Source organism: Streptomyces sp. NPDC006711 (assembly GCF_042869775.1).
Lineage (GTDB): Bacteria > Actinomycetota > Actinomycetes > Streptomycetales > Streptomycetaceae > Streptomyces.
Genome location: NZ_JBIAGO010000025.1, coordinates 69736 through 82348, shown reverse-complemented (window position 1 = coordinate 82348; position 12613 = coordinate 69736). Strand labels below are relative to the sequence as shown.

The window sequence follows — 12613 nt, the reverse complement described above, 5'->3', positions numbered from 1 at the left end:
CCCCAGGTCATCCGTTCGACAGAGGGAACACAGTCATACCGGGCCCGGAGGCCAGCGGCCCCATTGCAGGACCGCGAAAAACATAACGGGGGCGCCGGCGGGTGGGGCGCTGAGCCCTGGCCGGGGCGCGGTGCTTCGCCACCGCGCGGGCCGCTGAGCCCGGGCCGGGGCGGGCGATGCTGGCCGCCGCACGGGGCCGCCGAGCCGGAGGCCGGGGCGCGCGGCGCTTGACCGTCGGGCGGGGCCGTTGAGCCCGGGGCCGGGGCGCGGGGCTTCACCGCTGGACGGGGCCGCCGAGCCCGGGCCAGGGCGGGCGGCCCTTCATCGCTGGGCAGGGTCTGCGCCCGGCCGGGGCGCGGGGCTTGGCCGCCAAGCGGCACTGGAAGCGCGTGCCGTTTGCGGCGCAGACCCCGGTAAGACGGACCCGTGCGGCCGGGTTCCGGTGGAGCGGCCCTCGGCCGGGCGGTCCCGTCGGAGGTGGTCCCGTCGGCCGGGACCGCTTGGGATAGTCCCGTCGAGGCAGCCCCGTCAGGGCGGTCCCGGCCGACCGGGACCGCCGGGATGGCCCCGCCGGGGTAGTCCCGCCGAGCGATCGTGCCGGCGTGGTCGCGTCGGGGCGGTCACGCGAGGCGATCACGTCGGGGCGCCCCGACTGGGTGGGCCCGCCGGGGTGGGGCCCGCCAGCGTGGTCCCGCCGGGGCGGTCACGCGGGGGCACGTCGGACCACCCCGCCGGGGTGGGGCGGGGCCGCCTTCGGCGCCGGGGCGTCAACCCCGGTCCACGGCTCCGCTCCCGAGCAGTGGCGCCAGCGCGTCGGCGATCTCCGAGGCCAGCGCCCCGTCGACGGGGGCGTGCCCGCTGAGCAGGCGGTACCACATCACGCCGAACGCGATGTCGACGGCGAGGTCGAGGGAGACGGCGCCGTCCCCGCGCAACTGGCCGCGCGCCACGCCCCGTTGAAGGATCTCGCGCAGCGCGGACCGGCGCGGAGTGATCACCTCGTCCTGCAATCTGCGCGCGAGCGAGGCGTCCGCCTGCGCGTCGGCCATCAGCCCGACCACGGCCCGGCCCGTCGGCCCCCGGGTCAGCCGGAAGGTGTGGCCGAGCAGTTCCTCGACGTCCCGGTACACGTCGCCGGTGTCGGGGAACAGCTCGGCTCGGCTGCGGTGCGGGAGCTCGGTCAGGACTTCGAGCAGGACGTCCTGCTTGGTGGGCCACCAGCGGTAGATGGTCTGCCTGCCGACGTGGGCCTCATCCGCGAGGCCCTTCATCGTCAGCTCCTGGTAGCCGTCGCGCCGGCACAGCTCCAGTGCCGCGTCGAGCACGGACCGCCGGGCCGCCTCGCTGCGGGGCCGCCCGCGCGGCGGGGAGCCGTCCGCGGACCCGCCCTCTGCCGCGTTCTCGGTTTTTTTCATGGAGACAGTTTACAAGACACGGTGCCTCGGAATACTCTTTACGAGACAGCGAGCCTCGAAAAGAACGAGGACCTGCGCGAGAGGTCTGGAAGGACTGCACCATGAACGAGCGAGTTGTGATCGTCGGCGGCACGTCCGGCATCGGTCTGGCCACGGCGCGGCGCCAGCTCAAGGAGGGGAGGGACGTCGTCGTCACCGGCCGCTCCCCCGAGCGCCTGCGGACCGCGCTGGAGGAACTGGCCGCGATCGAGGGCGTGTCGGCCACGGCGAGCGGTTCGGTGGTGGACGCCCGGGACGAGAGAGCGACGCGGGAGTTCTTCACGCGGCTCGGCCGGGTCGATCACGTGATCGTCGCCGCGACGGGCTCCACGGCGGCCGGCCCGTTCCGGTCGGTGACGACGGAGGCGCTGCGCGAGGCGGCGGAGGGCAAGCTGATCGCGCACAGCCTCACCGCGCGGGCCGCCCTCGACGTCCTGTCCCCCACCGGGTCGATCACCTTCGTGACTGCCGCGTCGGCCGGCGCCGCCATGCCCGGCACGTCCGGCCTGGCCGCGGTCAACGCGTCGGTGGCGGCGATGGTCCCGGTCCTGGCGGTCGAGCTGGCCCCGGTCCGCTGCAACGCGGTGTCCCCCGGAGTGGTCGACACCCCGTGGTGGGACTGGATGGACGCGGAAGCCAAGGCGGACACCTTCGCCGCCTACGCCAAGTCGACACCGGCCGGCCGGTGCGGCAGCCCCGAGGACATAGCGGACGCGCTCTCCTTCCTGGTGGGCAACAGTTTCACGACCGGCGTCGTCCTGACGGTGGACGGAGGCGCCCGCCTGGCCTCGGGAGCGTGACGGCACCGGCGTCCGCACCGCGCGGGACCGTTCATCGCGACGCCGGACCGGTCATTGCGGCACGGGACCGTGCACGCCGCCGGGCAGGTCAGGCCGCGTCCGACAGGGAGCCCGGGATGATGGCGCGGGGGCCGAACTTGGCCCGGGCGCGGTCGGCCACCGCCTCGATGCGGCGGGCCCGCTCGTCCTGGGGGTCGAACGTGAGCTGGTGTGCGGCGAGTTCGGCCGTCGTCAGACCCTCGGCCCGCAGCGAGATGCCGCGCACCCTGGCCCGTTGCAAGCCCAGCGCCGCGTGGAGGGCGTAGGCCAGGTCGGCCAGCGCGGGTGAGTGGGCGGAGGGTTCGCGCAGGTGACGGGTGCGGGTCGTGGTGGACCGGTCGGCGTAGCGCACGGTGAGACTGAGCGAGCGGCACACCTGGCCGGCGCCCCGCAGCCGGACGCCCAGTTCCTCCGCGAGGGAGAGCAGCGCCCGGCGCTGGCGCACGGAGTCCAACTCATCGCGGGGGAAGGCACGTTCGGCGGCGAGGGAGCGGGCGGACGCGTCCGGCACCACGGGGGCGCGGTCGATGCCACGAGCGCGTTCTTGGAGGTCTCGCCCGGGCCTCGCGCCGAGGATCCGCTGGACGGTGCCCGGCGGGGCCTCGGCGAGCCGCCCCGCCGTGTCGAGTCCGTACGCGCAGAGGGTGCGGGCGGTCGAGCGGCCGACGCCGTCGAGGGCGCGGACCGGCCGCGTGGCGAGGTAGCGCTCCACCTCCTGCGGTCGCACCGTGCGGGTCGTCCCGGGCCCGGCGTCCCGCGCCGCCATCCTGGCCAGCATCGGATTGGGCGCGAGCCCGATGGCGCACTCCAGGCCGAAGTGGGCGAGGGCGCGCACCCGCAGGACCGCGGCGAGCTGTCCCGCGTCCTGGCCGAAGTACTTCTCGGCGCTGCCCAGGTCGGCGAGGAGCCCGTCGGGCGGGAGCGCCTGGACGACGGGGGTCAGGTTCTCGGCCAGCGCGATCAGCGGAGGAAGCGCCGCTCCCCCGTCCGCGAGGGCGAGGCGCGCACAGAGGATCATCCCGCGCTCCCTGGGCTGGAGTGCCACAGCTTCCGCCCGGTGGGTGCCCCTTCGCCGGCGGGGCGCAGGTCGGCCCACGGGTTCAGCTCGTAGCCGGTGGACAGATGGATGCGGCGGTCGTTGCCGGCGGCCGGCTTGGTCGCAGTCGAGGCCGACGTCGCAATCGAGGTCGGGGTCGAGGTCGCAGTCGTTTCGGTGTCGGAGTCGGAGTCGGAGGAGGACGTGGAGGGTTCAGGGGACTCGGAGGAGCCGGATCCGGGCCGCCCGGACGAGTCGGATGAGCCGGGCGGGTCGGGTGGGGCGGCGAGGCGGGAGGCGACCGCGTCCAGGCCGCCCTCGCGGCGCAGTTCCGCGAGTTCGGCGAGGTTCCAGGCGCGGGCGCCCACCACGCTGAGGCTGCGCGGGCCGCGCCGCTGCACCACACCCCGTACGAGAAGGAGCCAGGAATGGAAGACGGTGTAGGCGCAGGCGTCGTGGCTGTCGTCGAAGAAGGCGAGATCGACCAGGCCCGTGCCGTCGTCGAGAGTGCTGAAGACGACGCGTTTGCCGGAGCGGATCGGCGGCGTCTGGGTGGCCGCCTTGGCGCCCGCGACCAGGACGGTCTGTCCGTGTTCGGCCTCGCGCAGCCGTTTGGCGGAGAGGACGCCGAGTTCGCGCAGGAAGGTGGTGTGGTCCTCCATCAGGTGGCGGGAGGCGTCCATGCCGAGGACGCTGAGTTCGGCGCTGAGGCGCTCCGCGTCGTCCAGGTCGGGCAGCCCGGCGCCTGCCGTCAAGGTGCCGCCGTCCAGCGGGAGTTGGCCTCCGGCGGCGTGGCGCAGGCCGTGGAGTTCGGACAGGTGGAGCAGCAGATCGCGCCGGTTGCCGCCGAACGCGTCGAGCGCGCCGATCCGGGCGAGCCGTTCGGCGACGGGGCGGCTGGGCCTGGCCCGCTGCCAGAAGTCGCGCAGCGAGGTGTAGGGACGGCCGGCCTCGATGCGCGCGCTCTCGGCCTCGCTGATGCCGTGGACGTCACAGAGTGCGAGCCGCACCCCCCAGGTTCCGGACACCAGTTCGATTGTGTGAGCGACGGAGGACCGGTTCACGTCCACCGGCAGGATCGGCACCCCCCGTCGGCGCGCGTCCGCGAGCAGCAGGCGCTTGGGGTACATACCGGGGTCGTGGGTGAGCAGCCCGGCGTAGAAGGCGGCCGGGTGGTGCGCCTTGAGCCAGGCCGACTGGTAGGTCGGCACGGCGAAGGCGACGGCGTGCGCCTTGCAGAATCCGTACGACCCGAAGGCCTCGACGATCCCCCAGGTGCGGGCGATCACCTCGGGCGCGTAGCCGCGCTCTTCGGCGAGCTGGGCGAACCAGACCTTGATGCGCGCCTGCGACTCCGGGTCGGAGAGCCCGCGCCGCACCCGGTCGGCCTTGCCCCGGCCGCAGCCGGTCATGATGTTCACGATCTCGATGATCTGCTCGTGGAAGACGACCACGCCGTAGGTGTCGCGCAGCGCGTCCGCCAGGTCGGGGTGGGGGAAGCGGACCGGAGCCCGCCCGTGCCGTGCCTCGATGAACGGGCGCACCATGTCGGCGGCGACCGGCCCGGGCCGGAACAGCGAGATGTCCACGACGAGGTCGTGGAAGGTCGACGGCTGGAGCCGCCCGACCAGGTCGCGCTGGCCCGGCGACTCGATCTGGAAGCAGCCCAGCGTCTCGGCCGACCTGATGAGCTGGTAGGTCTTCGCGTCGCCCGGCGGGACCTGCGCCGGGTCGTCGAGGTCGAGCTCTTCTCCCGTCGTCCGGCCGATCTCGGTGACCGCGTGGGCCATCGCGGACTGCATCCGTACGCCCAGGACGTCGAGTTTGAGCAGGCCCAGGTCCTCCACGTCCTCCTTGTCGAACTGGGACATGGGAATGGGGGCGCTTCCCTGGCCCTCGCTGCCGAGGGGGACTTCGCCGCTGGTGGGCATGACGGGGGTGCGGCGCAGCAGCGAGGCGTCCGACAGGAGCACTCCGCAGGGGTGCATGGCGATGCCGCGCGGCAGGGCGTCCAGGGCTTCGACGAGTTCCCAGAATTTGCCGTACTTGCCCATCTCGCCCGCGAGGGAGCGCAGTTCAGGAAGTTCTCGCAGGGCGGTGCGGGCGTCGCGGGCCCGGATGTGCGGGAAGGACTTGGCGATCTTGTCGATCACGGCCGGGTCCATGGACAGGGCCGCGCCCACGTCCCGCACGGCGTGCCGCACGCGGTAGGTCTCGGGCATGGAGACGGCGGCGACCCGCTCGGTGCCGAAGCGGTCGAGGATCGCGCGGTAGACCTCGAGCCTGCGGGCGGACTCCACGTCGATGTCGATGTCGGGCAGCACCGGCCGCTGCTTGGACAAGAAGCGCTCCATCAGGAGCCCGTTCTCGACGGGGTCGGCGTGCGCGATGCCGATGAGGTGGTTGACGAGCGAGCCCGCGCCGGAGCCGCGCGCCGCCACCCGGATGCCCATCTCCCGTACGTCGTCGACGACTTGGGCGACGGTGAGGAAGTACGGGGCGTACCCCCAGTGCCCGATGATGTCCAGCTCGTGGTGCATCCGCTCCCAGTACGCGCGCCGGTCCGCGTAGCCGCGCAGCACCATGCCTGCGGCGGCCCGCGAGGCGAGGACGCGCTGGGGGGTGCGGTCGGCCGCGCCGACCAGGTGCGGTTCGGGGAAGTGGGCGAAGGTCTTGATGCCGAGGTCGTCCTGGGGATCGACGAGGCACGCGGCGGCGGTCTCCTCGGTCATGGCGAGCAGCCGGTGGGCGACGTCGCGGCGCCACCCGGCCGCCTCGGCGACGCGTTCGGCGATCTTGAACATGGCGCCCGGGTCCTTGAGCCAGCGCTCCCCGCTGTCGAACGGCTCGCGCACCGGCACGAGGCGCCGCGCGGCGTCGAGCACGTCGGCGACCGGACCCTGCCCGGGGTCGGCGTAGCGCGCGGCGTTGGTCAGGACGGCGCGTACGCCCTGTTCGGCGGCGAAGCCCACGGTGCGCGCGGCGAGCCGCAGCGATCCGGGCCCGGTGCCCCTGAGCCCGTGGTGGACGGCTTCGAGGCGGAGCGCGTCGCCGTAGAGCTCCCGCCAGGGGGCAAGCAGCTTCGCGGCCCGGTCGGGGCGGCCCGCGCTGAGTGCGCGGCCGATCTCGGAGGCCGGCCCGAGCAGCACGGTGAGCCCTTCGGCGGGCAGGTCGGCGTGGGTCAGGAGCGGGCGGCCGCCGGAGGTGTGCGCGGCGCTGACCAGACGGCAGAGCTCGGCCCAGCCGGTCGCGCCGTCACGGGCGAGGAAGGTGACCCGGGGGGCGGATTCGTCGACGAACGCACCGCCCCGTACGGGGGTGCGCCGGGCCTGGCCCCGGGCACGGCCCGCGTCCCCGGGGTGTTCGGGCACGGCGAGATCGGCTCCGAACAGCGGCCGGATGCCCGCTTTGGCGCAGGCCTTGGCGAAGCGGACGGTGCCCGCGAGGGTGTCCCGGTCGGTCAGCGCGAGGGCGTCCATGCCCCGGTCGACGGCGCGTTCGGCCAGCCGCTCCGGGTGGGAGGCTCCGTATCGCAGGGAGAAGCCCGAGACGGTGTGCAGATGCGTGAAGCCGGGCATCCGCACCTCCTACCAATCCGTTCTCACCTCCCCCTCCCTTCCACCATAGACCAGTTTCGAACGTACGTGCGACATGTTCGAACGGGCACCCTCCGGCCGGCCCCGGCAGGTGCCCGGCCGGGGTCAGGCCGTGGCGCTCCTGATGACCGCGAAGGGGGCGCCGAAGGGGTCGAGCAGCATCGCGATGCGCCCCACGCCCTCGGTGTCCACGGCGGGAATGATGACGGTGGCGCCCAGGCCCTGGGCGCGGGCCACGGCCGCGTCGCAGTCCTCGACCTCGAAGTAGGGATGCCACTCGGAGCGCGATCCGGCGTCCTGGTTCTGCTGAGGCAGCTGCATGATGCCGCCGTGCATGGTCTTCTTACCGCCGCCCGCCGGACCGGCGATGGTGTACACGACACCGCCGGCGGCCCCGCCCATGTGCATGTCCTGGGTGTCCCACGACAGGACCGTGCGGTAGAACTCCTTCACCGTCTCGGCGTCGGTGGTGTACAGCTCGATCCAGCTGACGCTGCCGGGCTCGTTGACGAGTTCGAGGCCGTCGGTCTCCCGGGGCTGCCACACGGCGAACTCGGCGCCCGCCGGGTCGGTGAAACCGGCCATCCGCCCGGCCGTGAAGACGTCCATCGGCGGGAAGCGCACGGTGCCGCCCGCCTGCTCCACGGCCTTGGCGGTGGCATCGGCGTCCACGGTGCGGAAGTACACCGTCCAGGCCGAGTTCGCACTCCCCTCGGTCAGCGGCCCGATCGCGCCGACCGTCCTGCCGCCCTTCTGAAGGAAGCCGTAGCCACCCGCCTCCGGCCCCGCCGACTGGAACCGGAGCCCGAACAGGCTCCCGTAGAAGGCGGCGGCCGCGTCGATGTCGGGGGTCCCCAGATCGAGCCAGTTCAGCCCGCCCGGTACCTGTGTGGAGGTCAGCATCGGTGGTGCTCCTGTCGGGTGCGTCGTCCTCCCGGCGGCCACGGCCACGGGAGCCTGTGGACCCAGCGTGGCAGCGGGCGCCACCACCCGACAGTCGAACGGCGCGGCTCAGCCATTCGGCCTCGCCCCGACTGCGCGCGTACGCGGCGCGGCCCAGCGTGGGGGCATGACTTTCGTCGACGAGATGAAGAACGCCGTCACCGTGCGGGCCGCCCTGCTGGTCATCGGCGTACTGGGGCTGATGGTCGCCTTCATCGCGTCCTACGCCGGTGCCTTCCACAGCCCCAAGCCGAAGGACATCCCCTTCGCCGTGGTCGCGCCCCAGCAGATCAGCGGCCCGCTCACCCAGCGCCTCGGCTCGCTGCCCGGCGGCCCGCTGGACGTACGCACCGCCAAGGACGAGGCCGGCGCCGCCCGGCAGCTGCGCGACCGGAGCATCGACGGCGCCCTGATCGTCGACCCGCGCGGCACCACCGACAAGCTGCTCGTGGCGAGCGGCGGCGGGGCCTCGCTCGCGCAGGCGGTGGAGGCGATCGCGACGGCGGCCGAGAAGGCGCAGCAGCGCACCGTGAAGGTGACCGACGTCGCCCCGGCCGCCGAGGGCGACTCGCGCACCCTGTCCTCGTTCTACCTCGTCGTCGGCTGGTGCGTGGGCGGCTATCTGTGCGCCGCGATCCTGGCCATCAGCGCGGGCGCCCGGCCCGCCAACACCCATCGCGCGCTCATCCGGCTCCTGGTGCTCGCGGTGTACTCGATCGCCGCCGGGCTCCTCGGCTCGCTGATCATCGGGCCGGTGCTCGGCGCGCTGCCGGGCAGCTATATCTCTCTGGCCGGGCTCGGCGCGCTCGTCGTGTTCGCGGTGGGCGCCACCACGCTCGCCTTCCAGGGGCTCGCCGGTGTCGTCGGCATCGGCCTGGCGATCCTGGTCATCGTCGTCCTCGGCAACCCGAGCGCGGGCGGCGCCTATCCCTATCCGCTGCTGCCTCCGTTCTGGCGCACGATCGGACCCGGGCTTCCGCCCGGCGCGGGCACCTGGGCGGCGCGCTCCATCGCGTACTTCAGGGGGGAGGCGGTCACCTGGCCGCTTCTGGTGCTCTCGATCTGGGCGGTGCTCGGGAGCGCCGTCACCGTGGCCATGGCGACGTTCCGGCGGGACCGGGAGGACGGGCCGGTGGGGGCAGGGCGCCCGGTCACGCCCACCCCCTGATCCCCCTCGGCCACCCCTTAGTCCCCCTCGGGGCCGGTCGCGTCGGATGGCCGCGCGGAAAGGGCTTCCGGCGCGGCGGAGGCGGGTGCCGGATCGGGTTCGGGGGTGGGGGCCGGAGCGGGCCCGGGGGTGGGGGCCTGGGGCGGGCTCGGGGCGGGGGCCTGCTGGGACTGGGCGCGTTCCAGGAACCGCAGGAGTTCCACCGGGAACGGCAGCACCAGGGTCGAGTTCTTCTCCGCGGCCACCGCCACCACCGTCTGGAGCAGCCGCAGTTGCAGCGCGGCCGGCTGCTCGGACATCACCGCGGCCGCCTCTGCCAGCTTCTTCGAGGCCTGGAGCTCGGCGTCCGCGTTGATCACCCGGGCCCGCCGCTCGCGGTCGGCCTCCGCCTGGCGGGCCATGGAGCGCTTCATCGTCTCCGGCAGCGACACGTCCTTGATCTCGACGCGGTCGATCTGCACGCCCCAGCCGATCGCCGGGCTGTCGATCATCAACTCCAGGCCCTGGTTGAGCTTTTCGCGGTTCGACAGGAGGTCGTCCAGGTCGCTCTTTCCGATGATGGAGCGCAGCGAGGTCTGAGCCATCTGCGCGACGGCGAACTGGTAGTCCTCGACCTGGATGACCGCGTCCGCCGGCTCGACCACCTTGAAGTAGATCACCGCGTCCACGCGGACGGTGACGTTGTCCCGCGTGATGCCGTCCTGCGCGGGCACCGGCATCGTCACGATCTGCATGTTCACTCTTCGCAGGCGGTCGACGAAGGGCAGGATCATCGTCAGACCGGGGCCGCGCACCGAGTCCTTCAGCCGGCCGAGCCGCAGCACCACCCCGCGCTCGTACTGCTTGACGACCCGGGCCGCCGCCAGCACATAGACGACCCCGGCCGAACCGACGGCGATGCCTGCCGTCACCAGTGCCTCGACCATCACGGCCCCCAGAGGTGGGCGAATCGGGCGTGTCCTTCGACGGTAACTCCGCCGCGCGCCCAGAGGGAGCCCCCGGTCACCACGAGGACGCGCGCGGGCGGCGGCGCGCGGATCAGAAGGAGCCCGCGCGGCCGCCGCCCGCGCGGATCACAGCCGGTGGGCGGTCATCCAGGCCGCCGCGTGCTCGACGGCCGCCCGGACGGGGAAGAGCAGCGCGCCGCCCCGGCCCAGGGCGCCGCGCCGCAGGTGCCGGGCGGGGAAGGCGGCGCCGATGCGGGCGAAGTCGCTGTCGTCGAGTGCGGCGTCCTGGTAGGTGAACCAGGTGGCCGCGCCGGCTTCGTCCCTGATCACCGCCCGGTAGGCGCGCGCCGGCCGTGACGGCACCAGATATTCGGCGAAGTGGAACGCGGTGCACACCTCGAACCCGACATTGATCAGGAGGACCCGCGCCTCGGCGGCGACGAGCTTGGCGAGCGGGGAGGCCGCGCCGAAGTGGCAGTCGAGGGCGTGCCCCGCCATCAGATCGGCGGCGCGGGCGCCGAGCGCCGCGAAGGAGGTCTGGGGATGATCGCTGCGGGCGGCGCCGGGGGTGGTCCTGACCCGTTCGGCCAGGCGGCCCATCCCCGGGCAGGGGGTGCGCCCGGGATCGAAGGGCGCCATCGCGGCCCGGAAGGCGACCGGGTCCGGGGCCCGGCTCACGAGGGCGAGGTGGGCCGGGGAGGAATCGGAGTTCTCCGGCGTGAAGGCGGGGGTCACCAGCGTCCCCCGGGGGCCGAGCGCGGTGCGCAGCGCGTCCAGGACCTGCGCGTCGCGCAGCCCCGTGTCGCGCAGGGAGGCGTGCACGAGAAGGATCTCGCCTTCCGCGACGCCGAGCGCGCGCAGCTGGGCGACCGGGCCCACCGGCCCGCGCCCCGCGGTCGCGGCATCGCTCCCGGCGCCGCCCGCCACGGGCATCGCCCTGCCGTCCTCGGCGGTGTTCTCGGCCACCCGGAACCTCATTTCCTTTTCTCACGGACACATCCGCGCGCATGCGACCGCGCGAATGCGTCCGCACGGATGTGTCCGCAGGGATGTGTCCACGCGCACCTGGCCGTGCCAAGTGGCGTGAATCGGCCGTGTTTTCCGGCGCACAAGAGGGAAGCGGGGTGGATCGGCCCCGTCAATTCCGCCGCTCCGGCGCCAGCGAGGGAATTACGCCCTCCGGTCCGGGCCCCTTCAAGAAATGCCCGGCCTCCCCCACGCCCTCCGCTCCACCCGCCCGCCACCGCGTCCCCCACCGGCGCCCCGACGGGCGGTCCGCCGGGGGCGCCGGGGGCGCCGGGGGCACCGGGGCCAACTGACCGTTCAGAGCGCGGAGTTGAAGGTGCAGTACTGGGGGACAGGATGGGCGCGCCGGGCGTCCAGGATCCTTGCGAGCACCCTATCGTCGGCCGGTTCCGCCTCCCGCGTGGCCCGCTCGGCCCGTTCGGCCAGCGGCACCCGGTTCTTCTCCGTAGCGTCCGATGAGGAGGAAGGTGCTGAATGTACTGGGTTTATAGAGGGTTTCACATGCGCCCCTGAGGTGAGTGACAACCACACATGGACCGTGATACCGGCACATGCACCGTTGCAGTGTCGGCGGGACGACTTTACTCTCATCCCCACCGGCGGATGGAGCCCGCGAACGGAGCGCGACCTGCCGTCCCGCACCGGGAATGAAGGCAAAATCGCAGACGGGGGTGCATGTGACGGCGATTCCCGGCCCACCGCAGAGCAAAGTCTTCCGGAACGCGGATCTGCCGGACCTCTTCCACCACGCGGACGCGCTGGCGATCGGCCGCCAGCAGTCGGCGGTCAAGCTCACCCGCACCCAGCTCACGCTCCTGGTGGCGGGTGCGGCGGCGACGGCGCTGCCACGGGTGCGCGTCGGCCAGGACTTCCAGCTGCTCAGCGCGGTGAGCGCCCTCGCCTACGCGGGGGTGCTGCTGGCGACCTTCGGAGCGGCCCGGCGGCACGCCGCCTCGCACTGGCAACTCAACCGTTCGGCCGCCGAGTTCATCAAGTCGATGTGCTGGCGCTACGCCGTGCACGGCGCGCCCTTCTACCTCGCCGCGCCCGACCCGGACGCCGTGTTCGTGACCCGCGTCGAGGAGGGGCTGCGGGAGCTGAGGAAGGTGGGCTGGCACGACCCGCGCGAACAGGGCGCGCCGGCCCTGCGGGAGCTGATCACCCCGGGGATGCGGGAGTTACGGGCCAGGCCGTTCACCGTACGCAAGGAGACGTACGTACGCGACCGGCTGATCGAGCAGCGCAACTGGTACCGGCGCCGCCAGGAGACCTCGCGGCGCGCGACCCGGCTGTGGTCGACGGCCATCACCCTGCTGACGCTGCTCGCCCTCCTGTTCGCCCTGCTCCAGACCTTCTCGGTCGCCGACCGGGTGGACCTCGCGGGCGTCCTTTCGGCCTCCGCAGCGGCGTGTCTGGCCTGGAGCGAGATCCGCCGCCACCAGCCGCTGATAACGGCTCACTCGCTGGTGGAGCAGGACCTGATGGAGATGCACGTGGCGATGGAGAACACGGTGACCGAACGGCAGTGGCCGCAGGCCGTGTACGAGACCGAGCGCGTCGTCTCGCCCCAGCACACCGACTGGCTCGCCCGGCTGCGGAGTTGAG

10 protein-coding genes are annotated in these 12613 nt (G+C 73.4%); 3 read left to right on the top strand and 7 right to left on the bottom strand.

The window, feature by feature from the left end; genetic code table 11:
- Positions 1-767 precede the first annotated feature (767 nt).
- A complete protein-coding gene (locus ACFYM2_RS32115) occupies positions 768-1415 on the bottom strand; it encodes a TetR/AcrR family transcriptional regulator (protein ID WP_359001319.1) in 648 nt (215 codons plus the stop codon).
- Positions 1416-1516: 101 nt separating this feature from the next.
- On the opposite strand from ACFYM2_RS32115, the gene ACFYM2_RS32110 reads away from it, so the two are divergent.
- A complete protein-coding gene (locus tag ACFYM2_RS32110) occupies positions 1517-2254 on the top strand; it encodes an SDR family oxidoreductase (protein ID WP_388841069.1) in 738 nt (245 codons plus the stop codon).
- Positions 2255-2342: 88 nt separating this feature from the next.
- On the opposite strand, the gene ACFYM2_RS32105 is transcribed toward ACFYM2_RS32110, so the two are convergent.
- The 3 genes from ACFYM2_RS32105 to ACFYM2_RS32095 all read right to left on the bottom strand — a co-directional run bounded on the left by ACFYM2_RS32105 (position 2343) and on the right by ACFYM2_RS32095 (position 7828).
- Positions 2343-3311: a hypothetical protein gene (locus ACFYM2_RS32105; RefSeq protein ID WP_388841066.1), complete on the bottom strand. Its 969-nt coding sequence runs from the start codon at positions 3309-3311 to the stop codon at positions 2343-2345.
- Positions 3308-6907: a DNA polymerase III subunit alpha gene (locus ACFYM2_RS32100; protein WP_388841063.1), complete on the bottom strand. Its 3600-nt coding sequence runs from the start codon at positions 6905-6907 to the stop codon at positions 3308-3310. Before ACFYM2_RS32100 ends, ACFYM2_RS32105 begins: the two co-directional genes overlap by 4 nt.
- A gap of 123 nt (positions 6908-7030) precedes the next feature.
- Positions 7031-7828: a VOC family protein gene (locus ACFYM2_RS32095; protein WP_388841060.1), complete on the bottom strand. Its 798-nt coding sequence runs from the start codon at positions 7826-7828 to the stop codon at positions 7031-7033.
- A gap of 166 nt (positions 7829-7994) precedes the next feature.
- Between ACFYM2_RS32095 and ACFYM2_RS32090 the strand changes: the two genes are divergently transcribed.
- On the top strand, positions 7995-9035 hold the full coding sequence (locus ACFYM2_RS32090) for a DUF3533 domain-containing protein (RefSeq protein WP_388458872.1): 1041 nt from the start codon (positions 7995-7997) through the stop codon (positions 9033-9035).
- A gap of 17 nt (positions 9036-9052) precedes the next feature.
- On the opposite strand, the gene ACFYM2_RS32085 is transcribed toward ACFYM2_RS32090, so the two are convergent.
- The 3 genes from ACFYM2_RS32085 to ACFYM2_RS32075 all read right to left on the bottom strand — a co-directional run bounded on the left by ACFYM2_RS32085 (position 9053) and on the right by ACFYM2_RS32075 (position 11440).
- Positions 9053-9961 carry a slipin family protein gene (locus ACFYM2_RS32085; protein ID WP_359001337.1) on the bottom strand — a complete coding sequence of 303 codons (909 nt, stop codon included), beginning with the start codon at positions 9959-9961 and terminating at the stop codon, positions 9053-9055.
- Positions 9962-10108: 147 nt separating this feature from the next.
- Positions 10109-10948, bottom strand: a complete 840-nt coding sequence (locus tag ACFYM2_RS32080) for an aminoglycoside N(3)-acetyltransferase (protein WP_388841057.1) — start codon at positions 10946-10948, stop codon at positions 10109-10111.
- 357 nt (positions 10949-11305) lie between these two features.
- Positions 11306-11440 (bottom strand): hypothetical protein, encoded by a 135-nt coding sequence (locus ACFYM2_RS32075; protein WP_359001343.1) that lies wholly within the window; start codon positions 11438-11440, stop codon positions 11306-11308.
- A gap of 245 nt (positions 11441-11685) precedes the next feature.
- Between ACFYM2_RS32075 and ACFYM2_RS32070 the strand changes: the two genes are divergently transcribed.
- Positions 11686-12612 (top strand): DUF4231 domain-containing protein, encoded by a 927-nt coding sequence (locus ACFYM2_RS32070; protein ID WP_388841054.1) that lies wholly within the window; start codon positions 11686-11688, stop codon positions 12610-12612.
- Position 12613 lies beyond the last annotated feature (1 nt).